The organism is Actimicrobium antarcticum (genome assembly GCF_039536745.1).
Lineage (GTDB): Bacteria > Pseudomonadota > Gammaproteobacteria > Burkholderiales > Burkholderiaceae_D > Actimicrobium > Actimicrobium antarcticum.
This window is the reverse complement of sequence record NZ_BAAAZE010000008.1, coordinates 457,743-482,618: the sequence shown is the minus strand read 5'-3', so window position 1 is coordinate 482,618 and position 24,876 is coordinate 457,743. Positions and strand designations below refer to the sequence as shown.

Sequence of the window (24,876 nt, the reverse complement as noted above, 5' to 3'; positions counted from 1 at the left end):
AAAAAGCCACAGCGAAAAACCGACGAAGTATATGTCGGAAATCGCCTTCGCATCAAGCGGAATAACCGCTTTCCCAAAGCCGCCAGCCATGCGGCGCCGCGACTCTGCAGGCAACCAGAAAGTGCCGGCTGACGATGCTCATCCACCCGCCGGTATGCATGCGCCATCATTGCCTCTTGGGAAAATCCAGCCGGATGACGGACTCGCCCCGCGCAGTCGTCCGCGGCGCAGGCCGGAACGCATGTCCGTAAATTACCTCGAAGGTCAGCGCGATGGTGCCATCCGGGCGACGCGACTGCTCCAGCCGATCGATCATTTGCTGCCAGCGACGTCGCCCGGTCAGGGTTGGTCGTCGGGTAGCGAGCGGATTCCCTCCGAGCGCCCGCACATCCGCCAGCAATTTGTCGACGGTCTGATACGTCACGGTCAGGGTTTCCATATCCATCACCGGCGTCGAGAAGCCGGCTTCCACCAGCATGTCGCCGAAGTCATGCATATCCACGAAGGGCAACACATGCGGGGAAAGCTCGGTCGACCCGAATGCCTCCCGCAGCTCCTTGAAGGTGTCCGGACCGAAGCACGAAAACATCAGCAAACCATCGACCCGCAGCACACGGCGCCATTCGGCGAACACCTGGTCGGGAGAGGGATGCCAGTGCACCGCCAGATTCGACCAGACAAGATCGACTGCTTGCTTCGCCAAGGGCAATCTGGCGAAGTCGCCGCAGATCAGGGCGGCACCGCTCTGGCGCACTGGCAACCACTGTGCCACCAGTTTATTGAGCGAAGAGCGCGCCGCGGTTTGACTGGTACGCGCCACGTTAACCATGGCGGCAGCCGCGTCAATACCCAGCACCTGTGCCGACGGAAAACGTTTTTGCAGCGGCAGCACATCGGCGCCGGCGCCGCATCCGGCATCAAGAATATGTTGCGGGGTGATTTTAACCAGCGCCAAACGCTCCTGCATTCGCGCGGAAATCTCCCGCCGCAGGAACTCCGACTCGACCAGCTTGTGCGGCCTGGCAAACAATTGCCGCACGCGACCAAGGTCGATGGGCGCACTCAGCTTGCTGTCGATATTGGAGTTCGGTAATGTCACGGGAGTCACGCAGGCCAGGAAAATCGTTCGGGTTAACTCATTTTGATTTGACTGAGTTTACACGCTCAACAGAATTTTTGCTGCCGTGAGGCATCGCACCTGGACATGGGGAAAATTTTCCGGATTAGCACTGCGGTCGATCATCCCATCGTCGTGCGCCTTGTGCGCCGCGCTATGCGAGGAAGCCCTGTGCGCGCCCTGCCGCACCCAATTTTTTCAACACCAGCCGTCACGCTGCCAACGTTGTGCGTTGCCAACCGCCGCGTCGCCAATTTGCGGACATTGTCTCAGTGATCCGCCTGCATTCGACGCCACGATCGTAGCGACAGACTATCTGCCGCCGATAGACCAACTGGTACTCTCCTTGAAGTTTGGCGCAGCGCTGGCACTGGCGCCGCTGTTTGCCTCATTGTTGCAGGATGCGCTGGCTTACAGCGCGCTGCGCCCGACTGATTGGCCGACGCTGTTGGTGCCAGTCCCGCTTGGCAGCCAGCGTCTGGGGGAACGCGGCTTCAACCAGGCGCTTGAAATTGCACGGCCGCTAGCGCGTTCGCTTACACTGCGGCTGGTGCCAAAACTGGTTGCTCGCGTGCGCGAGACACCGGCGCAGGCCGGATTAGCAGCGCGGCAACGCCAGAAGAATCTGCGTGGCGCGTTTATCGTGCCACATCGCGCCATCGGTCTGGTTGCGGGTCAGCATATCGGGATCGTCGACGATGTGATGACTACCGGCGCAACCCTGCACGAGCTGGCCACAACGCTCAAGCGCTTTGGCGCACGTCGTGTCACCAATCTCGTCTTTGCGCGCACGTTGCCAAGATAACCAGATGACCGACGCACCCATAGACACCATCATTTTGAGGACAGCATGTTTCACGTCGTACTGGTTGAACCGGAAATTCCGCCGAACACGGGCAATATCATCAGGCTGTGCGCCAACACCGGCGCGCAGCTGCATCTGATCGAGCCCCTCGGCTTTCCGCTCGACGATGCCAAGATGCGTCGCGCCGGACTCGATTACCATGATTACGCAACGATGCAAGTGCATCCGGACTGGGCCAGCTTCATCGCCACCGTCCAACCGAATCCGGCGCGCATGTTTGCGCTGACCACCCACGGCGCGACACCTTTTGCCGGCATTGCATTTCAAGCCGGCGATATATTCGTGTTTGGCTCCGAAACCAAGGGACTCGATCCGGCACTGCGCGCATCGTTTCCCGCTGGCCAGCGCATTCGCTTGCCGATGCGTCCGGACAACCGCAGCCTGAACCTGTCGAATACGGTGGCGGTGGTGGTCTACGAAGCCTGGCGCCAGAACGGTTTCGCTGGCGGTGCCTGAACCCGGAACTTCTCATTTACTTTTTTAAAAGGAACACATCCAATGCGTCTACGCACCCTGATCTTTATTGCGACTGTCATGATCAGCCATTTCGCGAATGCGGCTGATGTCACCACGGGCGACTTAAAAATCAGCAACGCCCATGCACGCGCCACCGTTCCAGGCCAGTCAAGTGCAGCGGTGTATCTGACCATCGAGAACACCGGCAAAACTGCCGACAAACTGACCGGCGTTGCCACGCCACGGGCAAAGTCTGCCGAGCTGCACACGATGTCGATGGACGGGACCATGATGAAGATGCGCGAAGTAACGGACATCGCGCTACCGCCCGGTGCGAAAGTCGCCATGGCAGCCGGCGGCGGATACCACGTCATGTTGATGGGAGTCGCAACACCACTGGTTGCGGGTCAACAACTACCTGTACGACTGACCTTCGAGAAAGCAGCGCCGCTGGATATCAAAGTGCGTGTTGATGCGCTGAGTACGGTGCACTGACCGCGCTCAGGAAACGTCGTCAGCCTCGGGCGCCTGCCGGACTTTCGACAGCAACTGCGTGGTTGATCGGTCATGCTTGAAATCGATGGCGATGGCACGTCCGCCATAAGCGATCACCGCTCGTCCTTCCGGGATATCGCTCATGTCGTAGTCGCCACCCTTGGCATAAATCGCCGGATGCGCTTCGCCCACCACTTCCACGGCGGTATCTTCGTCAAATGCGACCACCAGACAGACTGACTCCAGTGCGGCAATCACGGCCATCCGGTCGGCGCAATGGTTCAACGGCCGATCGCTGCCCTTGCCCAAGCGTTTCACGGAGGCGTCGGTATTGATCGCCACCACCAGCGACGCACCCAGCGCGCGGGCCTGCGCCAGATACGTCACATGCCCCCGGTGGAGAATGTCGAAAACGCCATTGGTCATCACCACCGGCTGCGCAAGATGGGCGATGCGCGCGGCCAGTTCGGTGCGCCGACATATTTTGTGCTCGAAATCTGCCATGAGAGTACTCCTCGCCTGAAAATGAAAAAAGCCGCAAGACATTACTTGCGGCTTCAAGATTACACCAGCGAAAGATTAATTGGCGGCAACTTGTGGTGCCATCCGATTGACGACTTCTTTGCGGAACCGGTTGAGTTCCTGCACCGTGGCAAAGCTGCGCTCGAACAACAGAGACATATTGTGCAGGATGCGTTCGACGACTTTCTTTTCCCATTCGCCATCGAACTTGATCTGGCCGTCAAGCCAGTGTTCGAGCCAGTCCGGGTCCGGCAAGCGCGACTGCACCGTGTCGTTCGGAAACAGTGACTGGTTGACGTGCAAATTCGTCGGATGCAATGGCTTTTCGGTGCGACGCGCTGATGCCATCAACACACCAATTTTGGCGAAGGCAGCGCGCGCCGTGTCGCCGGATTCGCCCAGTGCTTTCTTCATGTAGCGCAGGTAAGCACCGCCGTGGCGGGCTTCATCCTGGCTGATCATCTTGTAGATTTGCTTGATGACCGGTTCGGTGTGCCAGTCGGAGGCACAGCGATACCAGTGATTCAGGCGGATCTCGCCACAAAAATGCATCATCAGGGTTTCCAGCGCCGGCGCAGGATCGAATTCGAAACGGACGTTGTCCAGTTCGGCTTCGGTCGGCACGAATTCCGGGCGGAAACGACGCAGGTATTCCATCAGTACCAGCGAGTGCTTCTGTTCTTCAAAAAACCAGACCGACATGAAGGCGGAAAAGTCACTGTCACCGCGATTGTCACGCAAAAACATTTCGGTCGCCGGCAATGCCGACCACTCGGTGATCGCGTTCATGCGGATCGTTTGTGCTTGCTCGTCGGTGAGTTTGGCGGCGTCGAACTGGTCCCAGGGAATGTCGGTCTCCATGTTCCAGCGGACTTGTTCAAGCGATTTAAACAATTCTGGGTACAGCATAAGTGCCTTAAGAAAGATGAAGTAACCGGTGGATTTTACCAACAAACCCGCAAAGGGTAAGCGCAGGTGGTCGCTTAGCACGTAGAGGATTGTACGCAGTCGCCGCCGTTGCGGATTCGCGCGGCAGCATCAGCAGTCATAGCGCGTCGGGATACGCCAGCATCTGCGCCGCCAGTGCACGGATGTCGGCGCGCTCGGTGGATGACAATCGCGTGATATTTTTTGCCATCAGTGCGGTGCGCGGGTTGCCGGTCAACGTGGCTTCGTGCTTGTCAATGAAATTCCAGTACAGCGTGGTGAACGGACAGGCCTGGGCGCCTACCCTTTGCGCCGGATCATATTTGCAGCCACTACAATAATTGCTCTGACGCTTGATATACGCGCCGCTCGATATATACGGCTTGCTGGTAAAACGGTTGCCCAGTGCATGTAGCGCCATGCCGGCGGTGTTGGGCAATTCGACCCATTCGATCGCATCCACGTAGACCGCCAGATACCAGTCGCAGACTTGCTGCGGCGTGAGTTCTGCCAGCAAGGCGAAATTACCGGTCACCATCAGTCGTTGAATATGGTGGGCATAGCCGTGCTCCAGCGTCTGGCCGATCGCCGCTTTCATACAGGCCATGCCGGTCTCGCCGGTCCAGTAAAAACGCGGCAACGGCCGCTGGTGGTCGTAGTGATTGGCCTGCTTCATGCCCGGCATATCCAGCCAGTAGACACCACGGATGAATTCGCGCCAGCCCAGGATCTGGCGGATAAACCCCTCGGCGCTGGCCAATGGAATCTGGCCGGCACGGTAGGCCGCCTCGGCGGCAGCGACCACTTCGGCGGGCGACAGCAAGTGCAGGTTCAGGCTGGTCGACAGCAACGCGTGCCAGCCGAACGGAGTGTCGGTCCACATCGCATCCTGAAAGGTGCCGAACTGGATCAAGCGCGTGTCGATGAAGCGCGCCAGCGCCTGCAACGCCTGCGCCCGGTCGACGGGCCAGATGAACTGATCGGTACTACCGGGATGATCGGCGAATTCGCTGTCGACCAGCGCGATGACTTCACGCGTGATCGCATCGGGCGGAAAACTGGCAGGCGCGGGAATAGTGCCGGGGCCGGTACGCTTCGGAAACGCGCTGCGGTTTTCGGCATCGTAATTCCACTCGCCACCCTCGGGCTGGTCACCGTCCAGCAGGACGCGATGCTTCTTGCGCATCACGCGGTAGAAAAACTCCATCCGCAGCTCTTTTTTGCCCTTGGCCCAGGTTGCGAATTCCGTTTTGCTGCACAGGAAATGGGTGTCGTCGATCAGCCGCAAGGTGGTCTGCGCCGTCGTGCAGGTTTCTTCGAGCAATTGCTGCATGCGCCACTCGCCAGGCTCGGCCACGTACACCGCCTGTGGTTGATGGCGGGCCAGTACGGCACCGAGGCGCACCGCGAAATCGCCAGGTAGCGGATCGTCCAGCTTCACATACACGAACGGCCAGCCGCGCTCGCCAAGTGCCAGCGCAAAGTGCCGCATGGCCGACAGGAACAGCACGATGCGCGCCTTGTGCGACCACACCGCCATACCTTCGCTGGCGGCTTCGATCATGACCACGACATCCTGCTGCGGATCGAAATCGGCCAGGGCCGGATTGTCCAGCGTCAATTGATCGCCGAGGATCAGCACCATCCTTCGCATCATGAACACACCCTGCGCATCACGTCTGACTGCATCGAAAATCCCGTCACCAAGGTTGATTTGCACGTTGATCTACAGCGTCACGCAATCCCGACTGACCGTGCCAGAGCGGCATCGAACGACCCATCGGGAGGCGCTCTCTGAAATAAGTTAAACTGGTCAGCCCAGAATAATACCAGTGAGTTCACCATCATGAATCTGACCCAGCGACTCGTTGCGACACTCCTGTTTATTCTAGGTAATGCCGGCTTCCTGCCGGCAGCCTTGGCGCAAACACCCGTACCGGCAGCCTGCCCTGCGCTGCTGCAACAGCAATTCAAACGCCTGCAGGATGAAGCCCCGCAGAACCTGTGCCAATACGCAGGCAAGGTGACGCTGGTGGTCAACACCGCCAGCTACTGCGGCTTCACCAGCCAGTATCAGGGTCTTGAAGCACTGTATGCCAAGTATCAGTCCAGAGGCCTGGTCGTGCTCGGATTTCCATCGAATGATTTTGGCAAGCAGGAACCGGGATCGAGCAAGGAAATAGCCGACTTCTGTTTCAATACCTATGGCGTGAAATTCCCGATGTTTTCAAAGGCCGTCGTCACCGGTGCGAATCCGAACCCGCTGTATGCTGCGCTAGGCAAAGCCACCGGCAAGACCCCGCAATGGAATTTCCATAAATACCTGATTGATCGCAGCGGCAAGGTCGTGACCAGCTTCCCCAGCGAGATCGAACCGACCAATCCTGCATTGGTCGGGGCCATCGAAAAGGCGCTGGGTCAAAAACTCTGAACGATGCTGGCAAGCACCGCAGTGAATCCATAGCCGGTGCCGTTGCGTATGAGGTATCAGCTACTGAAATAGCACGTTTGCAGGCGGATTCCGGCACAGCCGGGCCGCCTTTTTATAGTTGCAGTCCGAGCAGGAGACGCTCGCATGAAAATCGCCGTTGTCGGTGCCGGAATCTCCGGCCTGTCGTGCGCCTACCGCCTGACCCAGAGCGGCCACGACGTCACGCTATTCGAAGCCAATGACTACTTCGGCGGCCATACGCATACGGTCGACGTGACACTCGATGGCCAGACCTATGGTGTCGATACCGGCTTCCTGGTGTTCAATCACAAGACCTATCCGAATCTGGTCAGCCTGTTCCAGGAGCTCGATGTCGAGACCGTCGGTACCGATATGTCATTCTCGGTCAAACTGCCGTTGGCCCGGCGTACCCTCGAATGGGCCGGCGGCAATCTGGATGCGGTATTTGCCCAGCGCCGCAACCTGTTCAACCCGCGCTTCCTGTCGATGCTGCGCGACATCCTGCGCTTCAACAAGCAAACTACCGCGATGGCGCTGGCCGGTGACGATCTGGCGTCCGGGATTTCGCTCGGTGACTTCCTGGACCAGCACCGCTACAGCGAACAGTTCCGCGCCTGGTATTTGCTGCCGATGGCAGGCTGTATCTGGTCCTGTCCTACCGAACAAATGCTGGCGTTCCCCTTGTCGACCTTCGTGCGGTTTTGCCATAACCACGGCCTGCTGCAGGTCAATGGCCGGCCACAATGGCAAACCGTGCGCGGCGGTGCGCGGCAGTATGTCGACAAGCTGCTGGCCGGCATCGGCAAGACCGCGCTGCACACGCCGGTACGTTCCATCACACGTATTCATTCCGACCGCATCGCCGTCGACACTGGCGAGACGGTCCATCTGTTCGATCATGTCGTGCTGGCCAGCCACAGCGACCAGAGCCTGCAGTTGCTCAAGGACGCGACCAGCGCCGAACACGCCGTGTTGTCGGCGGTGCGCTACGAACCGAACCGTGCGGTCCTGCACACCGACGCCAGTTGCCTGCCAAAAAGCCACAAGACCTGGTCGGCCTGGAATTACCAGAGCGAGAACAGCCAGACGCCCAAGGTCTGCGTGCACTATCTGATCAATCAGCTGCAACCGCTGCCGTTCAAGACCCCGGTGATCGTCTCGCTCAACCCGATCGACGAGCCGGACCCGGCCTGCGTGATCGATGAATATGCCTACGCCCATCCGGTGTTCGACGCCACGGCGATCCACGCGCAGTCGCAGTTGCCGACCATTCAGGGCAAGCAGAACACCTGGTTTGCCGGTGCCTGGACCGGCTATGGCTTCCACGAAGACGGTTTGAAATCCGGCCTCGCGGTAGCCCATGCGATTGCCGCGATCACGGCCCGACAAGCCACCGCCGAGCCTGTTGCAGAGGCCGCCTGACATGTCTACGCCCGCCACGCCAGCCACTCCGACCGCTCCCGCCACCCCGCAACTCTGCTTCGGCAAGGTACTGCACAGCCGCCTGCGGCCGGTGGCGAATGACTTCGGTTACGGCGTGTATTACCTGCGCCTGCCGCTGCGCACGCTGGGAGGCGACGACTTCGGCCCGCGCCTGTTTTCACGCAATCGCTTCAACCTGCTCTCGTTTCATGACAGCGACCATGGCGATGGCAAGCAAGCGCTGCTGCCGTGGATCGACCAGCTGCTGCAGGCCGAGGGCATCGATGACGCCACCGGCGAAGTCTGGTTGCAGGCCTTCCCGCGCGTGCTCGGCTATGTCTTCAATCCGGTCTCGTTCTGGTTTTGCCATCGGCCCGATGGCGCGCTGCGGGCGATCCTGTGCGAAGTGCGCAATACCTTCGGCGAAAAGCATTGCTACCTGCTCGATACCGGCGCAGCCATGCCGTACGGGATCGAACTCACTGCGCGCAAGGTATTTCATGTCTCGCCGTTTTGCGCGACCGAGGGGGCGTACCGCTTTCGCTTCATGCGCACCGCACGCAAGACTGAGCACACCGTCGCCCGCATCGACCACGACGATGCCAGCGGTCCCCTGCTGCTGACCAGCATTTCCGGAGTGGCAGCACCACTCACTGACCGCACTGTGCTGCGCGCATTTTCTGGCTATCCCCTGATGACCTTCGGGGTCGTCGCACGCATACACTGGCAAGCGCTGAAACTGTTCATCAAGCGCGTGCCTTTTTTTAGCAAACCTGTACCGCCGTCCCAAGAGCTGACCCGATGACCATCACTTCCGCCGATCTTCCTGTCCGCATCGAGAAACTCTCGACCGATGCCTTTCCCTCCCAGGTGCAGTTCGTCCTGCAGTTGCTGCGCAAGATCGAGCATGGCGCCATCGTGATGGAATTCCCGGACGGACAACGGGCCCGCTTCGGCGACAACTCCGCTGCGGTGACAATGAAGCTCAACAACTGGGAAGTCTGTAGTGCCGCTTTGAAATCCGGTGACATCGGCTTCGCCGAAACCTTCATCGACGGCCACTGGTCCACCGACAACCTGCCGGCGCTAATCGAGCTGTTCACGCGCAATCGCGACGCCGTCGAATCAGTCATCTACGGCACCTGGTGGGGCAGCCTGCTGTACCGCATCAAGCATCTGTTCAATCGCAATTCAAAGTCCGGCAGCCGCAAGAACATCCATGCGCATTACGACATCGGCAATGATTTTTACCAGCTCTGGCTGGACCCGTCGATGACGTATTCCAGTGCGCTGTTTGCCAATGGCCACGTCGATAGCCTGCAGGATGGCCAGAACGCCAAATACCGCCGCATCCTGTCGGAACTGCAGGTCGGCAAGGACGCCCGCATTCTCGAAATCGGTTGCGGCTGGGGCGGCTTCGCCGAGATGGCTGCGCGCGATGCCGATGCCCATGTCACCGGCCTGACACTGTCCACCGAACAGCTCGATTTTGCGCGCCAGCGCCTCACCGATGCCGGCGTGGTCGACCAGGTCGAACTGCTGCTGCAGGATTACCGCGACACCAGTGGCCAGTTCGACGGCATCGCCTCGATCGAGATGTTCGAAGCGGTCGGCGAATCCTACTGGCCCAGCTATTTCGACTGCATCGCCCGCAATCTCAAGAGCGGCGGTCGGGCCTGCGTGCAGACCATCGTGATTGACGATGCGCTGTTCGAGCGCTATCGCAAAGGTACCGATTTCATCCAGCAATACATCTTTCCGGGTGGCATGCTGCCTTCGCCGTCGGTGTTCAAGCGTTACGCTGCGGAGCATGGCTTGCGGGTCGTCAACGAATTCAAGTTCGGCCTCGATTACGCCCGCACGCTCGCCGAATGGCGCAGTGCTTTCAAGGAGCGGCTGCCACGGGTCAAGGCGCAGGGTTTCGATGACGGCTTCTTGCGGACCTGGGAGTTTTACCTCGCGTATTGCGAAGCCGGTTTTCGCGCCGGCAGCATCGACGTCGCCCAGTTCACGCTGGAAAAACCATGATCGCGCGCCGGTTGCTGGCGCTGTTCCTTGGCTTGCTACTCGCACTGCCAGTGTTCGCTGCAACGCCGGCGCATATCCGCAATGACGTACCCGATGCGCGCCTGTCCGGGCAGGGCACGTTCCGCTGGTTCGGGCTGCATATTTACGACGCCGCGTTGTGGGTCGGTGCCAAAGGCTACGACCTGAAAGCGCCACTGGCGCTGGACCTGACCTATGCACGCGCACTGGCCGGAAAAAAAATCGCCGAAGCCAGCGATGATGAAATCAGAAAACTCGGTCTCGGTACGCCAGAACAGCAGGCCACCTGGCTGGCAAAAATGACTGCGCTGTTTCCGGATGTGCAGGACGGCACGCACATTACCGGCGTGTATTTGCCGGCGCTGGGTGCGCGCTTTTATCACGATGGAAAATTGCTCGGCGAGATCGCCGACCCCGCGTTCGCCCGGGCCTTCTTTGCCATCTGGCTCGACCCGAAAACCAGCGCTGGCAAATTACGCGATGCCTTGCTGATGGATGCAGCGCCGCGCTGATGGCACGGCTGTCACGCTCCGATCTGTTTGCCTACGGCCTGTTCGGCATGCCGCTGGCGATGGTGGCGTTGCCGGTGTATGTCTATGTGCCACAGCTGTATGCCGAGCGGTTTGGCCTGTCGCTGACGCTGGTCGGCACCGCGCTCCTGCTGGCGCGACTGTTCGATGCCTTCCTTGATCCGGCGCTTGGATTGTGGATCGATAGCTCGCGCCGGGCCGATGGTTACCGGCGCTTCGTGCTGCTGTCGTTGCCTTTCCTCGCCCTCGGATTCATCGGACTCTTTCATCCGCCGGACGCCGCCAGCGCGCTGCCGATGACCTGGTTTCTGGCCACGCTGCTGGTGGTATACATCGGTTTCAGCATGGCCACAATCAGTCATCAGAGCTGGGGCGCGGCATTGACGCAGGCGCCGTCCGAGCGCGCCCGCCTGACCGCCACTCGCGAAGGCTGCGGACTGGTCGGCGTGATCATTGCCGCGGCGCTACCGGCGCTGGCTGCGCCGTGGTGGCTGACGCTGGCGTTCCTGCTGGTGCTGCTGTTAGCTGCGATGCTGCTGGCACGCCGTGCGCCGTTGCCGGCACGTGTGCTGCGCAGCCATGGCGGCATCGCCGAGTTGCTGATGCCATTTCGCCAGCGACTGTTTCGCTGGCTGTTTGCGGTGTTTCTGGTCAACGGTATTGCCGCCGCGATTCCGGCCACGCTGTTTTTGTTTTTTGCCAAGGACCGGTTGCAGCTGGACCAGTATGCCGGCCTGTTTCTGGTGCTGTACTTTGTCGCCGCCGCAGCCTCGATGCCGCTCTGGGTGGCGCTGGCAAAACGCTTGGGAGAAGCCCGTGCGTGGTTGGGCGCGATGCTGCTGTCGGTGGCTGTCTTCATCTGGACCTATGGGCTGGCCGCCGGCGACGGCACCGCATTCGGCGTGATCTGCGTGCTGTCGGGTGTGACCCTGGGCGCCGATCTGGCGCTACCGCCGGCATTGCTGGCGGCGGTCATCGGCAAGGCCGGCGACAGCGGCCAGCGCGAAGGCGTGTATTTCGGTGCCTGGAGCTGGGCCACAAAAATGAACCTGGCGCTGGCGGCGGGCGTCTCGCTGCCGTTGCTGGAACAACTGGGTTATGTGCCGGGAGTGCAAGGTGCCACCGGGGCACAGGCCTTGAGTGTTGCCTATGCCGTCGTGCCTTGCGGTTTGAAACTGGTCGCGGCGGCACTGTTGTGGCGTGCGCCGCTGCGTGCAATTTGATTGTGCGTGATTCAAATCCTTTCTCTATCTGTCATTCAATTTCTTCGGAGTCCATCATGCGTATTCTCAAATCCCTCCTCGCACTCTGCTGCGCCATCCTGATCGCCGGTTGCGGCACGGTCGAACCGGCCCGCTATGCCGACCAGAAACCGACCCTCGACCTGCAGCAGTATTTCAATGGCACGCTGGATGCGCAGGGCATGTTCCAGGATCGCTCGGGCGAAGTCATCAAGCGCTTCAGCGTCGTGATGGTCGGTAGCTGGAAAGGCGATGTCGGCACCCTCGACGAAGACTTCACTTACTCCGATGGCAAGAAGGAACGACGCATCTGGACCCTGCGCAAGACCGGCGCCGGCACCTATGTCGGCACCGCTGCCGATGTGGTCGGCGAAGCCCAGGGCGTGGTGGCCGGCAATGCCTTGCGCTGGAAATACGTGCTGGCGTTGCCGGTCGATGGCAAGGTCATCAATGTCACGATGGAAGACTGGATGTATCTGATGGACCAGCGCGTGATGCTCAATCGTGCCGCCATGAGCAAGTTCGGCTTTCACATTGGTGACGTGACGCTGTCGTTCACGAAACGGCCATGATGAATCCGGCGATCCGTGACTGGACCGGGCAGCGCGTCTGGGTCATCGGCGCCTCCACCGGCATCGGTGCAGAAACGGCGCGTCAGTTACTGGCCAAGGGTGCCCGCGTGGCACTGTCGGCGCGGCGTGCCGAACCGCTGCAAGAGATCGCCGATGGCAAGCCTACTGCACTGGTTGCAACGCTCGACATCACCGACCATGCGACTGTGCTGGCAGCACGCGACCAGATCCTGCAGGCCTGGCAGGGCATCGACCTGGTGCTGGTCATCGCCGGTGGCTACAACGAAATGCGTGCCGACACGTTCGATCTCGCCAAGGTCAACCAGCTAATCGACCTGAACCTGCGCGGCGTCTTCAATTGCCTCGATGCAGTGCTGCCGGGTTTGCTGGCGCAGGGCAGCGGCGGCATCGGTATCGTCGCCTCGGTAGCCGGGTTCAGCGGCCTGCCGAAAGCGCTGATCTATGGCCCGACCAAGGCCGCGCTGATCAATCTGTCGGAGTCGCTCTACCTCGACGTGCATCCGCGCGGGCTGGCGGTCTACCTGATCAATCCGGGCTTTGTCGAAACCCCGATGACCGCCGTCAACGACTTCAAGATGCCGGCGCTGATCAGTGCCGGCACCGCCGCCGGCAGCCTGATCGAGGGACTGGAAGCGGGCGACTTCCATATCCATTTTCCGAAGCGCTTCACGAACTGGGTACGGCTGGCGCGACTGCTGCCGTACCGCTGGTACTTCCCGCTGGTGCGCAAGGTGACCGGCTTATGACACAAGCACCGGACCGTAGCGACGCGCTTGCCGGCGTGGTCGATTTTTTTGCGACGCTGACGCTGGAGAGCGCGTCACGCATCGCAACGATCTACAGCGCTGACGCCTTCTTCAAAGACCCGTTCAACGAAGTGCGCGGCACCGACGAGATTGCACGGATTTTTCGCCACATGTTCGTGCAGGTCGATGCGCCGCACTTCGTCGTGACCACCCACGTGCTGCAAGGCGATCAGGCGTTCCTGACCTGGGACTTCCTGTTCCGGATGAAACGTTTTTCGCGCGAGGAGCAATGCATACGCGGCGCCACCCATGTGCGCTTCGATGCCGATGGCCGTGTCTGCCTGCACCGGGATTACTGGGATGCTGCCGAAGAACTGTACGAGAAGCTGCCGGTGCTGGGCGGGCTGATGCGCCTACTGAAGCGGGCGGGTCGCAGCTAGGACCGGCAGCGCATTTACCGTGTCGCGCCGCAGGCTTGCCGGCGGCGTCACATCACAGTACTTCGTCAAAGCAGACGCGATTGCGTCCACCGTTTTTTGCCGCATACAAAGCGCGGTCAGCGGCGTCGACGAGACGACTCGCACCACCTTCCGGCTGCTCCGGCAAACACATCGCGACACCGAGACTGACCGTGACGTGGCCCGCAGGATTGCCGGTGTGCGGTATCGACAACGCTTGAATGCTTGACCGGATGCGCTCTGCCACGACCCGTGCACCAGCGGCATCTGTTTCCGACAGCAGTACGGCCAGTTCCTCGCCGCCGTAACGCGCTGCAACGTCATTCGGACGGCACAGCGCCTCGTCCAGTGCGTGCGCAAGCTTGCGCAGACACTCGTCGCCAACGGGATGGCCGTACACATCGTTGTAGCGCTTGAAGTAATCGACATCAATCATGATCAGCGCGAGGCTGGTTTGATTGCGCAATCCGCGTCGATAGGCACGGGCCAGTTCCTGATCGAAATGACGCCGGTTTCCCAAGCCGGTGAGGCTGTCCTGCAGAGACAGAATTTCCAGTGACCGATTGAGGTTTTCCAGCTCAAGCTTGGCCACGCGCAACGCATCCTCGGTGCGCTCGCGCAGACCGATCTGGCTGGTTAGCCGCCAGCCTATCGAGGCCAGGATGACGATCAGAAAGGCGGTTTCCAGTACCGAGCGATAAGCGTCCTGCCGCCAATCCTGAAGTATGTCGATTCTCGACAGGGCGGTGGCGACGACCAGCGGATAGTCGGTAACGCGACGATAGCTGTAGAGCCGTTCGACGCCGTCGACTTTTGATGTCAGCATCGTGGTTCCGGGTCCCTGTGTACGCAGCTGTGTGAAGACAGTCCCTTTAGAAATATCCTGGTTAAGCATCCGACTTTCAAACGGCCGTCGCGCCAGGATTGCACCCTCTTTCGAGGCAAGGAAGATTGCACCCGCCTCACCGATATCGAAGCTGTCATAAAATTTCAGAAAGTAATCCACCTCGATAGTGGTGAGGACAACGCCAGCAAAGCTGCCGTCGTCGTGATTGATGCGACGCGATACCGGAATGATCCATTGCTGGGTGGAGCGGCTTTTGACTGGCGCGCCGATATGCGAGCCGCGATCGGAATGCGTCTTGTGATACTGAAAATATTCGCGGTCCGCATTATTGACGTTGTTCGGAATGGAATCCTGCGAGGTGACGATCCACGTACCGTCCTGGTCGTAGGCAAATATGCCGTTGAGCATTTTTAATTGCGCGACGCTTTGCTGCAGCCAATGATGCAGGCGTGGTAATGCGGCAGGTGCCATACCGTCGCGCTCGACGCGCTCCACTAGTCCCAGCAGCACCGTATCGGCTGCCCTGAACGTATCGTCGGCATGCTGCGCAAGGAAGCCTGTCATGTTACGGGTGACTGTGGTGGCTTCCCGCAACTGGATGTCATGCGCTTTCCAGTTGCTCCAGATCGCCGTGCCAATGAATCCGAGACAGACCAGCACGACGAAGCCCATCGCTCTGGCTTGCGCGGATCGGCTTCTGAAAAACTGCAGGCAACGTGGAAGGCCCATCGAAAGCAGGCTGTAAATACGCATCAGGTATGCCGGTAAGTGCGATAGCGGAGGGCATGCCGTTATCGCGGAACAGTGCACATTGGGCAAAAATGCGGTGCGCTGTGGAATGTCGCCAGGCAGATCATAGACTCCCGACTTTACTTCAGCAAAAGATTTCCTTGCAGTCTTATCTAAAAAAGTCGGGTCGTGCTTCACTCATTTTTAGGAGCGGCTGAAGCTGGCCTCCCCGACCTCTGTATCCATCCTGAAAAAGTTCACGTCGCTGGCCAGACGTCGCGCTTGTTCGGACAACGTGGTGGAGGCGGCCCAAGCCTGTTCCGCCAATGCGGCTTTCGGCGGGCTAGACTGATCCAGCGCATGGATGGCAGTCTCGAGCTGGGCAATATCCCGACTCACTAGTCGTGACGACCACATTGAACTGCATGTCGGTGCCCTTGGCCTTCCCCGATTAAGTTATGGCTGGCGCGCCTGCCCCGCGACAAAGACCGCCTGCGCAGCAGGGATCAGATAGCCCCCTCTGCACCAGATCTTTATGCTCGGACTTGGCATATGTCACCTGCTCATTCATTGCAGACCAAAAATAAAACAGCGTGATCCCGTTTTCGCTTGTTGCGAACGAAGCGTAGCAGCCATCTGTTTTTGCAATAGATGCACTCCGGAGAGTGTTGCGCCGCTGGACTCACACCATTGCGTTGCTCAATTTAATATCCGACTGGCTCATAAATTAAGTTTCTTTAAAGTAATTTATTGGATGCTCAGCGACTTTTGTTGACGCATTTCGGATTTTAATAAATACGTTATCGCAGTAAAAGGCCGATTTTTTTCACAGTCACCATCCCTTTTCAACAGGCTCGTCGACATGCCGCAGGTGCTCATGCATCTCACGATCCAAGTGATGCACAACGCCGTACACGTCGGCGTTGTGCAAAAACGATTTTGGGTATCATATCGGCCAAGAACCTGCTCTCGGTCCCGGAACAGAAACCCAGCCAGTGCAACCCGATTGATCGACACCACATGTTCAGCCCCACTGGCAACGACACTCCGTAATCACCTTCTACTGCGAACCCTTCACCATTGAATACCACTCCACCCCGTCTGCTGCCCCGTACCGAATGGCTGGTCCTGCTGACGCTGGCCGGCATCCAGTTCACCCACATCCTCGACTTCATGATCATGATGCCGCTGGGCCCGCAACTGATCCGCGTGCTGCAGATCGACACTCACCAGTTCGGTCTGCTGTTGTCGTCGTACACCTTCACGGCCGCGATATCAGGCCTGCTGGCAGCGACTTACATCGAACGTTTCGACCGTCGCAAACTGGTGCTGAGCCTGTACGTCCTGTTCATGCTGGCCACGCTCTGCTGCGGCCTGGCGCAGACTTTTTCGCAACTCCTGATTGCGCGTGCGCTGGCCGGTGCGTTCGGCGGCATCCTCGGTGCGATGGTGCAAACCATGGTGGCCGACGTGATCCCGTTCGAGCGGCGCGGCAAGGCAATGGGGACGGTGATGGCAGCGTTTTCGTTATCAACGGTGGCGGGTGTACCGCTCGGCCTGCTGCTGGCAAATCACATTCCGTCACTGGGATGGCGGGCACCGTTTTTCTTTATCGTTGCGCTGTCACTGGTGATTTTCGTGATCGGCTACCGCCTGCTGCCCAGCCTGACCGCGCACATGCACCAGCAACGCGAAGGCACGATTTTTCAGCAAATCTTCCTGGTTGCCAGACATCCGCAGCACCTGAAAGGCTTTGCCTTCATGGCCTTGATGATGCTGGGCGGGTTCACGGTGATTCCGTACATCGCGCTATACATGACCACCAATGTCGGCTTGCCGGAATCGTTCATCACGCTGGTCTACCTGTGCGGCGGTACCGCGACCTTTTTCACATCGCAGGCGATCGGCCGGATGGCGGACAAGAAGGGGAAACTGACCGTGTTCCGCTGGATAGCACTGGCCTCGCTGATACCGATCCTCGTGACCACGCATCTGACGCCGATCGCCTGGTGGCTGGTACTGATCAACTCGACGATTTTCTTTGTACTGGTACCGGGCCGCATGGTGCCGGCCATGGCGATGGTCAGCGGCGTCGCGCCACCGCAGGTGCGGGGCACGTTCATGAGCCTGGTGTCGTCGGTGCAGATGGCGTTTTCGGGGCTGGCGTCGCTGATTGCCGGCCTGATCATCACGCGTTCGCCGACCGGGCAGATCGAGCATTACAACGTGGTCGGTTACCTGGCGGTGGGATGCACGATACTGGCGTTGCTGGTGGCGCCTGCGTTGCGGGTGGCGACGGCGCAGCCTGCGCGGTAGCTTCGGCGGGCCGGCCGGTCCGCGGGTCGGCTGCGAAGCCATGCGTGCATCAAGGTGCTGGGATGCTTGCCAATCCGGCGTGGTCGTTGGGAGCTAAAACGGTTTGCTCTCCGTTGATGCAAGCCGGGGGCAGCCCGGCAGCCGGTCACTTCTTTTTGCTTCGCTGTTTTGTAGGTTGGGCTGCGAAGCCCAACATGCGTCAAGCTGCCTTGTAGGTCGCCACGGCGTGCGGTCGTCGGTAGCTAAAACGGGTTGCTCTCCGTAGATGCAAGCCGGGGGCGGCCCGGCAGCCGGTCACTTCTTTTTGCTTCGCCAAAAAGCAGTAACCAAGAAAAAGGCGACCGCAAGACCGCTGCCCTGCGGGTTCCCAAAAACCGGGTACGGCAAGAGGGAGACTCGCAAACTCGCTGCCCTTGCAGGGCGCAGATCCGCTTGCAAGCGGATCCCGTTCCGCAGGCGGATCGCATGCGATCCGAAACCCCTGCTACACCTCAGACAGTGCGGGTCTCTGATCCTCTTGCCGTACCCGGTTTTTGGCAGCGATCTTTTTATGCGGAATTCAAGACCAAGCCCAGCCTTGGTAATTGAATCAGTGCAGCGCTCGCTTTGCGCGAGAAAACTTCCTCGTCGTGATCGACATCGACTTCCAAACCAACGTCGAAACCAACGTCAAAACCAACGTCAAAACCAACGTCAAAACCAACGTCAAAACCAACGTCAAAACCAACGTCAAAACCAACGTCAAAACCAACGTCAAAACCAACATCAAAACCAAAACCTACAAGGCTTTTACAAGCCATCGTTCTCGCGTAAAGCGAGCCCAACCATGATCGATTCACCAAGGCTGGGCTTGGTCTTGACGTTGAATTCCGCATAAAAGGCCGCTGCCAAATACCGTGTCCGGGCAGGGGATAAGAGGGCCGCACTGTCTGAGCGCAGCGAGTTTGCGGCCCTCCCCCTGACCGGGCGCGGTATTTGGGAACCCGCAGGGCAGCGGTCTAGCGGTCGCCTTTTTCTTGGTTACTGCTTTTTGGCGAAGCAAAAAGAAGTGACCGGCTGCCGGGCCGCCCCCGGCTTGCATCTACGGAGCGCAACCCGTTTTAGCTACCGCAGACCGCAGTCCGCGCGTCGCGGCGACCCGCAAAGCAACCTGACGCATGTTGGGCTTCGCTGCCCAACCTACGACCCAAAGCCGCAACGCCGCCGCGCAAAAAACCGGCGGCCGGGCCGCACCCGGCTTGCATCAACGGAGCGCAAACCGTTTTAGCTACCGCAGGCAGCAGGCAGCGTATCCAACGTCACGCGTCGTACCCCAAGCCCTGGCGCGCCAGCCAGCAAGCCCTCAGGTCTTGCGCACCGTTGCCGGCTTCACAGCCGCCGCAGCCTTCTTCACGGGCTTGGCCGCAGCGGGCGCCTTGGCCGCCTTCGGTTTGTCTGCCGTCCCGGCACCATCCGCCGGAATCGCATTCGCCACCGCTTGCTGGAACTGCTCCTGCAGCATGGTCCACCAGGCGGCAGGATTGGCTATTTGCGGTACTTCCGCAGTGCTCGCGGCGGCGACTGGTTCGGGCGTCGGCGCTGGTGGTGCAGGCGCCGGAGCCGGCTCTGTGGCCTTGAAAAACGATGTCCCGAACGGCGCCGGCTGCGCCGCTGCCGCGGACTCGTGCGGCTTCATCGCTGCCGTGAAGTTGGCACTCATCGATTGCAGCGTGGCGATCGTCGCACTCTGTACCTCAAGTGCCTTGATCGACCCGTGCAGCATGTTCATGTTCAGGGTTAGCCAGCTCTCGACCGCTTTCAGGTCGGCGATCTGCTTGTTGATTTCGTCGACTGACAAGGTCGGCATTACCATCCCCGGCATGCTGGCGCCGGGAAGCGTGATACCGCCCCACATGTTCTTCATGAATTCCAGCGTATCGGTCATTGCACCGGGCATGTTCGGCATCGTTGATTTCATCATCGTCATCTCCCCAAGAGTAAGAATCGAGATTAGCAGAGAAACATGCCGACTCACCCACTATTCATGGCAAATTCGATGCCGGTCAGCGAGGCTTCCAGCGCAGGTCAGTGGCGCGTCATGACGCAACTGGTCGGCAATGCTGTCGCTTGCGCGGGCAAATACCGCTCGGTCTTGAAGCCGTATCCGCTGCCTTCGTTATCGAAGCGCACGCCGCCATCGCCCTGCTTTTGCATTACCGAGACATACAGCGGCTGGATCAGCTGGTGATCGGCGGCGCGCATCGTGGCATCGTGGAAGCCGTTACCGAAGCGCGCACCTTCGAGCGCCCGTGCCACGGCTGCGGCGTCGGTGCTGCCGGCGCGTTCGAGCGCCGTGGCCAGCATCGCGATCATCACGCGCATGCGCAGATGCACGTAGTCATCCTTCGGTTGCGGATAGCGGTCACGGAACGACTGGTAAAACTGGTCGCTGGCGACACCGCCGACATTCGGATGCCACTCGGCCACCGCCCGCACGCGGCCGACGCCGGCGTCGCCGATCGCCGCCGGTGCACCAAGGCCGTTGCCGTAGAACGTGTAGAACTTCAGGTTCATGCCGGATTCTTTGGCAGCTTTTACGAGCAGGGTCAGGTCATTGCCCCAGTTGCCGGTGATGACGGTATCGGCGCCGGCGGCCTTGATCTTTGCCGCATAGGGCGCGAAATCCTTGATCTTACCGATTGGGTGCAGCTCATCGCCGACGATGCTGATATCGGGCCGCTTGTCCGCCAGCTGAGTGCGCGCGGCCTTGGCCACCTGTCGGCCAAAGCTGTAATCCTGGCCGATCAGATAGACCTTGCTGGCCCGGCTGTCGCCGCGAATGACGTCGGTCAGTGCCTGCATCCGCATGTCGGTATTGGCATCGAAACGGAAATGCCAGAAGCTGCATTTTTCATTGGTCAGCACCGGGTCGACCGCCGAATAATTCAGGAACAGCACGCGGTTATCCGGTGCGCGTTCGTTATGGCGGTTGATCGCCTCGATCAGACCGGCGGCGACCGCTGAACTATTGCCCTGCACGACGAAGGGAATGTGCTGGTCCGTCACCTGCCGCAATGCAATGAGCGACTCTTCGATGGCCTGCTTGTTGTCGATGATGCTCAACACTAGCTTGTGGCGACCGTCTTTCAGGCGCACGCCGCCACGGGCATTGACGCCATCGATCGCCAGCAGCAGGTTGCGCTGGACCGCCTCGCCCGCATTGGCGAACGCGCCGGACATGCCTTCGATCATGGCGATCCGGATCGGTGCAGGCTGGGTTGCCGGTTGGGTTGCCAATTCGGCATACGCCGCAGAAAACATGCCGCAGGTGAATGCAGCCAGCAAGAGACGTCGCATGGAGTTTCCCGTTAAAAAAGGCGCCATTCTACCCGTGCGGCCACCGCCGGATGCATCCGGATGTTACGCCGCAAGGTGATCGGCCGTGACTGCGTTTACACTGTGGCGATGATCATTACGGCATCTCCCGAGAACCTGTTCCAGCGCTGGCGCAACGCGCTGGTGATCGTGACCGTCTCGCTGTTACTGCATCTGCTGGCGTTCAACTGGGCCAGCAGTCGGCTGGGCCATCCGGTCGAGCGCGTGCGGCATGAGGAAGTCGTGACGATTCTGCTGTCGCCGATAGCCGAACCGGTTCCGGTTCCGGCACCGCCGCCACCGCCGAAACCGGCACCCGCGAAGCCACGTGTCGTACGCCCGGCCGTCGTATCGCCGGTGGCCAAAGCCGCGGCCGACATCCCCGCCGATCTGCCGGCACCGGTCGCGCAGGAGGCCGCGACCGATGTCGTCGCCACGGCGGCAACCGTGCCGCAAGCACTACCCGATCCGGTCATCGCGCCCGAGCCGGTTGCCGTGGCCGTTGCGACGGTAGTCGAACCGGAGCCGGTACGCATCTTCAAAACCGCACCGCCTCCCTCGGCCGAGGTGAAATACGACGTGCAGGCATTGCGCGACGCCAAGACCGTTTATGGCAGCGGCAAGATCAGCTGGCAAAGTGCCGGTGACACCTATCAGATCAATGGCGAAGCGGGCGTGCTGTTTTTTACGGTGCTGGGATTTCGCAGCGAAGGCAGTCTCGGCGATGACGGCATCACGCCGCTGCGCTACAGCGAAAAGCGCTTCCGCAAAGCCGAAACGAATACCCATTTCCAGCGCGAGAACAAGGTCATCAGCTTTTCCGCGTCGACCGCAACGTATCCGCGCAATGGCGGCGAACAGGATCGCGCCAGCATCGTCTGGCAACTGGCCGCCATCGGCCGCGGTGATGCGGCGCAGTTCGCCGCCGGGACCGAACTGGACTTCTTCGTGGCGGGCGTACGCGATGCCGAAACCTGGCACATCAAGGTCATCGGCGAAGAGCAACTGGCGCTGGGCGGCACGCCAGTCACGGCCTGGCATTTCCTGCGGACGCCGCGTCCGGGCTCGTACGACACCCAGGTCGAATTCTGGCTGGCGCCGTCGCGCGAATGGTATCCGGTGCGATTGCGCCAGACCGAAACCAACGGCGACACGCTCACTATGTCGATGTCATCCATTACGCCGCTGGCATCTCGCTAGCGGCATTTCTGAACGGAGTTTCCATGCTGTCATCCCTAGCATTGCGGCGTCTTGCCGCCACCACCCTGCTGCTGGGCACGATCCTGCCAGCCAGTGCGCAGCACGCTGCGCCAAAACGCCAGTTCTCGTTGCCACCGTCAGCCGATCTGGCGTATTCGATCCGGGCCCGGCAGAGCGGTCTGTCGCTCAATGGCGAAGCAAAACTGACATGGCGCAACAGCGCCGGCAAATTCAGCATTGCCACCGAAACCCGCTCCGCGCTGGTCGGCAAGATCGTCGAAGCCAACAGCGAAGGGTCGGTGGACGCCTTCGGTCTGGCACCAGCGACCTTTATCGAAAAACGCTGGCGCAAGGAAGCCACCACCACCACCTTCGACCGCGCCACAAAGACCATCACGTTTGTACCGGCAGCAACTAGCTATCCGCTGCTCGGTGGCGAACAGGATCGCAACAGCGCAATCTGGCAACTGATCGCGGTGGCACGGGCCAACCCGACGGCCTTCAAGGCCAATTCGGACTGGGATTTTTTTGTGGCCGGTGCACGTGATGCGGAGCCATGGCTGTTCAAGGTCAGCGGCGAAGAAAAAATGGCGACCGCGCTCGGCGAGCAACGCGCAGTGCACATCACCCGTGCGCCGCCACCGGACTCGAAAGGCCAGCAGCTCGACATCTGGCTGGCTCCCGGCCTGGAATGGTATCCGGTGAAGCTGCGTTTTTCGGATGCGGACGGGGATTTCATCGAACAGTCACTGGAAAAAATCGGCAAAGTCGCCGGCTAATGGTCAGGTCAAGATAAAACCATGCACACCATCGACCACCCGGCAGAACCATTTCCGAATTTTTACAACGACCTGAACGCATCACTGCATTACGCATGGCTGATGCTGGGACGCGCCACCAAGGACCGGAAAGCGCCGTTCCGCACCCCGGTAATGGCGACCCAGTCCGACAGTGGCCCGCAAGCGCGGGTACTGGTGCTGCGCGCGGTCGATCCGGAGCTGCGTCAGCTGGTGTTTCACACCGACCTGCGCAGCGGCAAAGTCACCGAACTCGGCCACGATCCGCGCGTGGCGGTGACGTTCTATGATGCACATCGCAAGGTCCAGCTGCGTATCAGTGGCCATGCCAGTCTGCATACCGACGACGCGCTCGCGCAGCAACGCTGGCGCGATGCGTCACCAGCCGGATTGCGCTGCTTTTCCGGTGCCTTGCCAGCAGCCGTTTGCGCCACGCCGACCGACAACGATGCGCAGGCATCAAGCAGCGAGGAGATCGCCGAAGGCCGGTCCAATTTTGTCGTACTGGTAGTGGAGATTGCGCAGATCGAATGGCTGTACCTGCATTCACGCGGTCAGCGCCGGGCGCTGTATCGCTGGGCTGACGCGCAGTGGGGGATGGACTGGATCAATCCGTAGCGAATGCGTGAAACCAGGTGGATCGCGGGATACGATTTTGCCAAATGGTGTTTGCCCATCTCCGTGCCCCCCGCTAGGAGCCGCACTGCAAACGATTTACAGCCGATGACGTGCACGAGGTGGTTTTGCAAACGCTGACTAGGTCAAGGCAGCCTTTTCAAGCTGGGCTTTGGAAGGCAAAAAAACATCGGTAACGTTGCCAAATCTTAGGTTGGGCTGCCAAGCCCAACATGCGTCAAGCTTCTTGTGCAGTTTGCGGTTTGCGGTTTGCGGTTTGCGGTTTGCGGTTTGCGGTTTGCGGTTTGCGGTAGTTTTGTTGGGCTGCGAAGCCCAACATGCGTCAAGCTGCCTTCTAGGTCGCCACGGCGTGCAGTCGTCGGTAGCTAAAACGGGTTGCGCTCCGTGGAGGCAAGCCGGGTGCGGCCCGGCAGCCGGTCACTTCTTTTTGCTTCGCCAAAAAGCAGTAACCAAGAAAAAGGCGACCGCTAGACCGCTGCCCTGCGGGTTCCCAAAAACCGGGTACGGCAAGAGGGAAGCCCGCAAACTCGCTGCCCTTGCAGAGCGCAGATCCGCTTGCAAGCGGATCCCGTTCCGCAGGCGGATCGCATGCGATCCGAAACCCCTGCTACACCTCAGACAGTGTGGGCTTCTGATCCTCTTGCCGTACCCGGTTTTTGGCAGCGATCTTTTTATGCGGAATTCAACGTCAAGACCAAGCCCAGCCTTGGTGATTGATTGATGGCCAGGCTCGCTTTGCGCAAGAAAACTTCCTCGTCGTGATCGACATCGAGTTCAAAACCAACGTCAAAACCAACGTCTAAACCAACGTCAAAACCAACGTCAAAACCAACGTCAAAACCAAAACCTACAAGGCTTTTACAAGCCATCTTTCTCGCGCAAAGCGAGCGTGGTCGTCATTCAAATACCAAGGCTGGGCTTGGTTTTGACCTTGAATTCCGCATAAAAGGCCGCTGCCAAATACCGTGTCCGGGCAGGGGATAAGAGGGCCGCACTGTCTGAGCGTAGCGAGTTTGCGGCCCTCCCACTGACCGGGCACGGTATTTGGGAACCCGCAGGGCAGCGGTCTAGCGGTCGCCTTTTTCTTGGTTACTTCATTTTGGCGAAGCAAAAAGAAGTGACCGGCT

Annotated in this window: 26 protein-coding genes and 1 pseudogene; 17 read left to right on the top strand and 10 right to left on the bottom strand. The window is 59.9% G+C overall.

What is annotated here, in order from left to right; translation table 11 throughout:
* Positions 1-166: 166 nt before the first annotated feature.
* Positions 167-1,099, bottom strand: coding sequence for a methyltransferase domain-containing protein (locus ABD720_RS10090; protein ID WP_344763151.1), 933 nt, complete (start codon positions 1,097-1,099; stop codon positions 167-169).
* Positions 1,100-1,184: 85 nt separating this feature from the next.
* On the opposite strand from ABD720_RS10090, the pseudogene ABD720_RS10085 reads away from it, so the two are divergent.
* The 4 genes and pseudogenes from ABD720_RS10085 to ABD720_RS10070 all read left to right on the top strand — a co-directional run.
* Positions 1,185-1,376 (top strand): annotated as a pseudogene (locus ABD720_RS10085) (double zinc ribbon domain-containing protein); the annotation flags it as partial.
* Positions 1,377-1,463: 87 nt separating this feature from the next.
* Positions 1,464-1,922 (top strand): ComF family protein, encoded by a 459-nt coding sequence (locus ABD720_RS10080; protein WP_344763674.1) that lies wholly within the window; start codon positions 1,464-1,466, stop codon positions 1,920-1,922.
* Between the two features lie 45 nt (positions 1,923-1,967).
* Positions 1,968-2,438: a tRNA (uridine(34)/cytosine(34)/5-carboxymethylaminomethyluridine(34)-2'-O)-methyltransferase TrmL gene (gene trmL / locus ABD720_RS10075; protein ID WP_344763150.1), complete on the top strand. Its 471-nt coding sequence runs from the start codon at positions 1,968-1,970 to the stop codon at positions 2,436-2,438.
* A 42-nt stretch (positions 2,439-2,480) separates the two neighbouring features.
* Positions 2,481-2,933 carry a copper chaperone PCu(A)C gene (locus ABD720_RS10070; protein WP_344763149.1) on the top strand — a complete coding sequence of 151 codons (453 nt, stop codon included), beginning with the start codon at positions 2,481-2,483 and terminating at the stop codon, positions 2,931-2,933.
* 6 nt (positions 2,934-2,939) lie between these two features.
* Here the strand turns inward: ABD720_RS10070 and ABD720_RS10065 are convergent, their stop codons facing one another.
* From ABD720_RS10065 to ABD720_RS10055, 3 genes are all read right to left on the bottom strand, one after another.
* A complete protein-coding gene (locus ABD720_RS10065; RefSeq protein WP_344763148.1) occupies positions 2,940-3,437 on the bottom strand; it encodes an adenylyltransferase/cytidyltransferase family protein in 498 nt (165 codons plus the stop codon).
* A gap of 75 nt (positions 3,438-3,512) precedes the next feature.
* Positions 3,513-4,364, bottom strand: coding sequence for a ferritin family protein (locus ABD720_RS10060; RefSeq protein WP_344763147.1), 852 nt, complete (start codon positions 4,362-4,364; stop codon positions 3,513-3,515).
* Between the two features lie 136 nt (positions 4,365-4,500).
* Positions 4,501-6,039, bottom strand: coding sequence for a cryptochrome/photolyase family protein (locus ABD720_RS10055; RefSeq protein ID WP_344763673.1), 1,539 nt, complete (start codon positions 6,037-6,039; stop codon positions 4,501-4,503).
* Positions 6,040-6,228: 189 nt separating this feature from the next.
* On the opposite strand from ABD720_RS10055, the gene ABD720_RS10050 reads away from it, so the two are divergent.
* From ABD720_RS10050 to ABD720_RS10010, 9 genes are all read left to right on the top strand, one after another.
* The gene (locus tag ABD720_RS10050) at positions 6,229-6,813 is read left to right on the top strand and encodes a glutathione peroxidase (protein WP_344763146.1); all 585 of its coding nucleotides are present in this window, start codon (positions 6,229-6,231) and stop codon (positions 6,811-6,813) included.
* Between the two features lie 144 nt (positions 6,814-6,957).
* The gene (locus ABD720_RS10045; protein ID WP_344763145.1) at positions 6,958-8,256 is read left to right on the top strand and encodes an NAD(P)/FAD-dependent oxidoreductase; all 1,299 of its coding nucleotides are present in this window, start codon (positions 6,958-6,960) and stop codon (positions 8,254-8,256) included.
* A gap of 1 nt (position 8,257) precedes the next feature.
* Positions 8,258-9,061: a DUF1365 domain-containing protein gene (locus ABD720_RS10040; RefSeq protein ID WP_344763144.1), complete on the top strand. Its 804-nt coding sequence runs from the start codon at positions 8,258-8,260 to the stop codon at positions 9,059-9,061.
* On the top strand, positions 9,058-10,284 hold the full coding sequence (locus ABD720_RS10035) for a class I SAM-dependent methyltransferase (RefSeq protein WP_344763143.1): 1,227 nt from the start codon (positions 9,058-9,060) through the stop codon (positions 10,282-10,284). Before ABD720_RS10040 ends, ABD720_RS10035 begins: the two co-directional genes overlap by 4 nt.
* Positions 10,281-10,814 (top strand): chalcone isomerase family protein, encoded by a 534-nt coding sequence (locus ABD720_RS10030; RefSeq protein WP_344763142.1) that lies wholly within the window; start codon positions 10,281-10,283, stop codon positions 10,812-10,814. The genes ABD720_RS10035 and ABD720_RS10030 overlap by 4 nt, the downstream gene beginning before the upstream one ends.
* Positions 10,814-12,055: an MFS transporter gene (locus ABD720_RS10025; RefSeq protein ID WP_344763141.1), complete on the top strand. Its 1,242-nt coding sequence runs from the start codon at positions 10,814-10,816 to the stop codon at positions 12,053-12,055. Before ABD720_RS10030 ends, ABD720_RS10025 begins: the two co-directional genes overlap by 1 nt.
* A gap of 56 nt (positions 12,056-12,111) precedes the next feature.
* Positions 12,112-12,645, top strand: coding sequence for a DUF3833 domain-containing protein (locus ABD720_RS10020; protein WP_344763140.1), 534 nt, complete (start codon positions 12,112-12,114; stop codon positions 12,643-12,645).
* Positions 12,645-13,412, top strand: a complete 768-nt coding sequence (locus ABD720_RS10015) for an SDR family NAD(P)-dependent oxidoreductase (protein WP_344763672.1) — start codon at positions 12,645-12,647, stop codon at positions 13,410-13,412. Before ABD720_RS10020 ends, ABD720_RS10015 begins: the two co-directional genes overlap by 1 nt.
* Positions 13,409-13,852: a nuclear transport factor 2 family protein gene (locus ABD720_RS10010; protein ID WP_344763139.1), complete on the top strand. Its 444-nt coding sequence runs from the start codon at positions 13,409-13,411 to the stop codon at positions 13,850-13,852. Before ABD720_RS10015 ends, ABD720_RS10010 begins: the two co-directional genes overlap by 4 nt.
* A gap of 52 nt (positions 13,853-13,904) precedes the next feature.
* Here ABD720_RS10010 and ABD720_RS10005 read toward each other — a convergent pair whose 3' ends face one another.
* Complete coding sequence (locus ABD720_RS10005; RefSeq protein WP_344763138.1) at positions 13,905-15,470, bottom strand: sensor domain-containing diguanylate cyclase; 1,566 nt, start codon at positions 15,468-15,470, stop codon at positions 13,905-13,907.
* 180 nt (positions 15,471-15,650) lie between these two features.
* Complete coding sequence (locus ABD720_RS10000) at positions 15,651-15,863, bottom strand: hypothetical protein (protein ID WP_344763137.1); 213 nt, start codon at positions 15,861-15,863, stop codon at positions 15,651-15,653.
* Positions 15,864-16,526: 663 nt separating this feature from the next.
* Between ABD720_RS10000 and ABD720_RS09995 the strand changes: the two genes are divergently transcribed.
* Positions 16,527-17,762 carry an MFS transporter gene (locus tag ABD720_RS09995; protein ID WP_344763136.1) on the top strand — a complete coding sequence of 412 codons (1,236 nt, stop codon included), beginning with the start codon at positions 16,527-16,529 and terminating at the stop codon, positions 17,760-17,762.
* 548 nt (positions 17,763-18,310) lie between these two features.
* On the opposite strand, the gene ABD720_RS09990 is transcribed toward ABD720_RS09995, so the two are convergent.
* The 3 genes from ABD720_RS09990 to ABD720_RS09980 form a co-directional block, all read right to left on the bottom strand.
* Positions 18,311-18,562 carry a hypothetical protein gene (locus tag ABD720_RS09990; RefSeq protein WP_344763135.1) on the bottom strand — a complete coding sequence of 84 codons (252 nt, stop codon included), beginning with the start codon at positions 18,560-18,562 and terminating at the stop codon, positions 18,311-18,313.
* Between the two features lie 542 nt (positions 18,563-19,104).
* Entirely contained in the window at positions 19,105-19,722 is a 618-nt protein-coding gene (locus tag ABD720_RS09985; protein WP_344763134.1) for a PhaM family polyhydroxyalkanoate granule multifunctional regulatory protein, read from the bottom strand.
* A 104-nt stretch (positions 19,723-19,826) separates the two neighbouring features.
* On the bottom strand, positions 19,827-21,098 hold the full coding sequence (locus tag ABD720_RS09980; protein ID WP_344763133.1) for a branched-chain amino acid ABC transporter substrate-binding protein: 1,272 nt from the start codon (positions 21,096-21,098) through the stop codon (positions 19,827-19,829).
* Positions 21,099-21,206: 108 nt separating this feature from the next.
* Here ABD720_RS09980 and ABD720_RS09975 point away from each other — a divergent pair, with 108 nt between their 5' ends.
* From ABD720_RS09975 to ABD720_RS09965, 3 genes are read left to right on the top strand one after another with little or no spacing between them, the layout of a single operon-like run.
* Entirely contained in the window at positions 21,207-22,316 is a 1,110-nt protein-coding gene (locus ABD720_RS09975; RefSeq protein ID WP_344763671.1) for a DUF3108 domain-containing protein, read from the top strand.
* A 23-nt stretch (positions 22,317-22,339) separates the two neighbouring features.
* Positions 22,340-23,095, top strand: coding sequence for a DUF3108 domain-containing protein (locus tag ABD720_RS09970; RefSeq protein ID WP_344763132.1), 756 nt, complete (start codon positions 22,340-22,342; stop codon positions 23,093-23,095).
* A gap of 21 nt (positions 23,096-23,116) precedes the next feature.
* Positions 23,117-23,731, top strand: coding sequence for a pyridoxamine 5'-phosphate oxidase family protein (locus tag ABD720_RS09965; RefSeq protein WP_344763131.1), 615 nt, complete (start codon positions 23,117-23,119; stop codon positions 23,729-23,731).
* Positions 23,732-24,420: 689 nt separating this feature from the next.
* On the opposite strand, the gene ABD720_RS09960 is transcribed toward ABD720_RS09965, so the two are convergent.
* The gene (locus ABD720_RS09960; RefSeq protein ID WP_344763130.1) at positions 24,421-24,618 is read right to left on the bottom strand and encodes a hypothetical protein; all 198 of its coding nucleotides are present in this window, start codon (positions 24,616-24,618) and stop codon (positions 24,421-24,423) included.
* Positions 24,619-24,876: the final 258 nt, after the last annotated feature.

What these genes read in the sequence shown, in the direction of transcription:
- ABD720_RS09970 (WP_344763132.1), top strand. Translation starts at nt 22,340, where the DNA reads ATGCTGTCATCCCTAGCATTGCGGCGTCTTGCCGCCACCACCCTGCTG.
- ABD720_RS09960 (WP_344763130.1), bottom strand. Translation starts at nt 24,618, where the DNA reads ATGGCTTGTAAAAGCCTTGTAGGTTTTGGTTTTGACGTTGGTTTTGAC.
- ABD720_RS10035 (WP_344763143.1), top strand. Translation starts at nt 9,058, where the DNA reads ATGACCATCACTTCCGCCGATCTTCCTGTCCGCATCGAGAAACTCTCG.
- ABD720_RS10065 (WP_344763148.1), bottom strand. Translation starts at nt 3,437, where the DNA reads ATGGCAGATTTCGAGCACAAAATATGTCGGCGCACCGAACTGGCCGCG.
- ABD720_RS09980 (WP_344763133.1), bottom strand. Translation starts at nt 21,098, where the DNA reads ATGCGACGTCTCTTGCTGGCTGCATTCACCTGCGGCATGTTTTCTGCG.
- ABD720_RS09985 (WP_344763134.1), bottom strand. Translation starts at nt 19,722, where the DNA reads ATGATGAAATCAACGATGCCGAACATGCCCGGTGCAATGACCGATACG.
- ABD720_RS10055 (WP_344763673.1), bottom strand. Translation starts at nt 6,039, where the DNA reads ATGATGCGAAGGATGGTGCTGATCCTCGGCGATCAATTGACGCTGGAC.
- ABD720_RS10030 (WP_344763142.1), top strand. Translation starts at nt 10,281, where the DNA reads ATGATCGCGCGCCGGTTGCTGGCGCTGTTCCTTGGCTTGCTACTCGCA.
- ABD720_RS10005 (WP_344763138.1), bottom strand. Translation starts at nt 15,470, where the DNA reads ATGCGTATTTACAGCCTGCTTTCGATGGGCCTTCCACGTTGCCTGCAG.
- ABD720_RS10000 (WP_344763137.1), bottom strand. Translation starts at nt 15,863, where the DNA reads ATGTGGTCGTCACGACTAGTGAGTCGGGATATTGCCCAGCTCGAGACT.
- ABD720_RS10050 (WP_344763146.1), top strand. Translation starts at nt 6,229, where the DNA reads ATGAATCTGACCCAGCGACTCGTTGCGACACTCCTGTTTATTCTAGGT.
- ABD720_RS10025 (WP_344763141.1), top strand. Translation starts at nt 10,814, where the DNA reads ATGGCACGGCTGTCACGCTCCGATCTGTTTGCCTACGGCCTGTTCGGC.
- ABD720_RS10040 (WP_344763144.1), top strand. Translation starts at nt 8,258, where the DNA reads ATGTCTACGCCCGCCACGCCAGCCACTCCGACCGCTCCCGCCACCCCG.
- ABD720_RS10015 (WP_344763672.1), top strand. Translation starts at nt 12,645, where the DNA reads ATGAATCCGGCGATCCGTGACTGGACCGGGCAGCGCGTCTGGGTCATC.
- ABD720_RS09975 (WP_344763671.1), top strand. Translation starts at nt 21,207, where the DNA reads ATGATCATTACGGCATCTCCCGAGAACCTGTTCCAGCGCTGGCGCAAC.
- ABD720_RS10070 (WP_344763149.1), top strand. Translation starts at nt 2,481, where the DNA reads ATGCGTCTACGCACCCTGATCTTTATTGCGACTGTCATGATCAGCCAT.
- ABD720_RS10060 (WP_344763147.1), bottom strand. Translation starts at nt 4,364, where the DNA reads ATGCTGTACCCAGAATTGTTTAAATCGCTTGAACAAGTCCGCTGGAAC.
- ABD720_RS10045 (WP_344763145.1), top strand. Translation starts at nt 6,958, where the DNA reads ATGAAAATCGCCGTTGTCGGTGCCGGAATCTCCGGCCTGTCGTGCGCC.
- ABD720_RS09965 (WP_344763131.1), top strand. Translation starts at nt 23,117, where the DNA reads ATGCACACCATCGACCACCCGGCAGAACCATTTCCGAATTTTTACAAC.
- ABD720_RS10020 (WP_344763140.1), top strand. Translation starts at nt 12,112, where the DNA reads ATGCGTATTCTCAAATCCCTCCTCGCACTCTGCTGCGCCATCCTGATC.
- trmL (WP_344763150.1), top strand. Translation starts at nt 1,968, where the DNA reads ATGTTTCACGTCGTACTGGTTGAACCGGAAATTCCGCCGAACACGGGC.
- ABD720_RS09990 (WP_344763135.1), bottom strand. Translation starts at nt 18,562, where the DNA reads ATGGCTTGTAAAAGCCTTGTAGGTTTTGGTTTTGATGTTGGTTTTGAC.
- ABD720_RS10010 (WP_344763139.1), top strand. Translation starts at nt 13,409, where the DNA reads ATGACACAAGCACCGGACCGTAGCGACGCGCTTGCCGGCGTGGTCGAT.